The following is a 291-nucleotide window of genomic DNA, read 5'->3' as shown; positions in this document are numbered from 1 at the left end:
TTCTTATATTTTTGACCAGCAATGTAAGTTATATGGGCGAGGGTTATGATGTTCAGGCGCTTCAATATCTTATTAAGCCTCTGCGTTATCCGGTCATACGTAAGTACATGAATAAAGCTAAAGATATTCTTTCCAGAAGAACGGAAAAAAATTATATATTAACGACTCGCAAAATGACGATCAAGATCCCGTTTCATAGTATTCTTTATTTTGATATGATAAGCCAAAGAATTACGATACATACAAAAGATAATGAATATACTCAATGGGGACGTTTGCGTAATATAGAAA

Annotated in this window: 1 pseudogene; it reads left to right on the top strand. The window is 33.0% G+C overall.

From position 1 onward, the window contains the following. Positions 1-32: 32 nt before the first annotated feature. Positions 33-291 (top strand): annotated as a pseudogene (locus CHK_RS16815) (hypothetical protein); the annotation flags it as partial.

This window comes from Christensenella hongkongensis (assembly GCF_000981035.1).
GTDB lineage: Bacteria > Bacillota > Clostridia > Christensenellales > Christensenellaceae > Christensenella > Christensenella hongkongensis.
The sequence above is the reverse complement of the archived record's forward strand: the minus strand, read 5'-3'. Positions and strand labels throughout refer to the sequence as shown.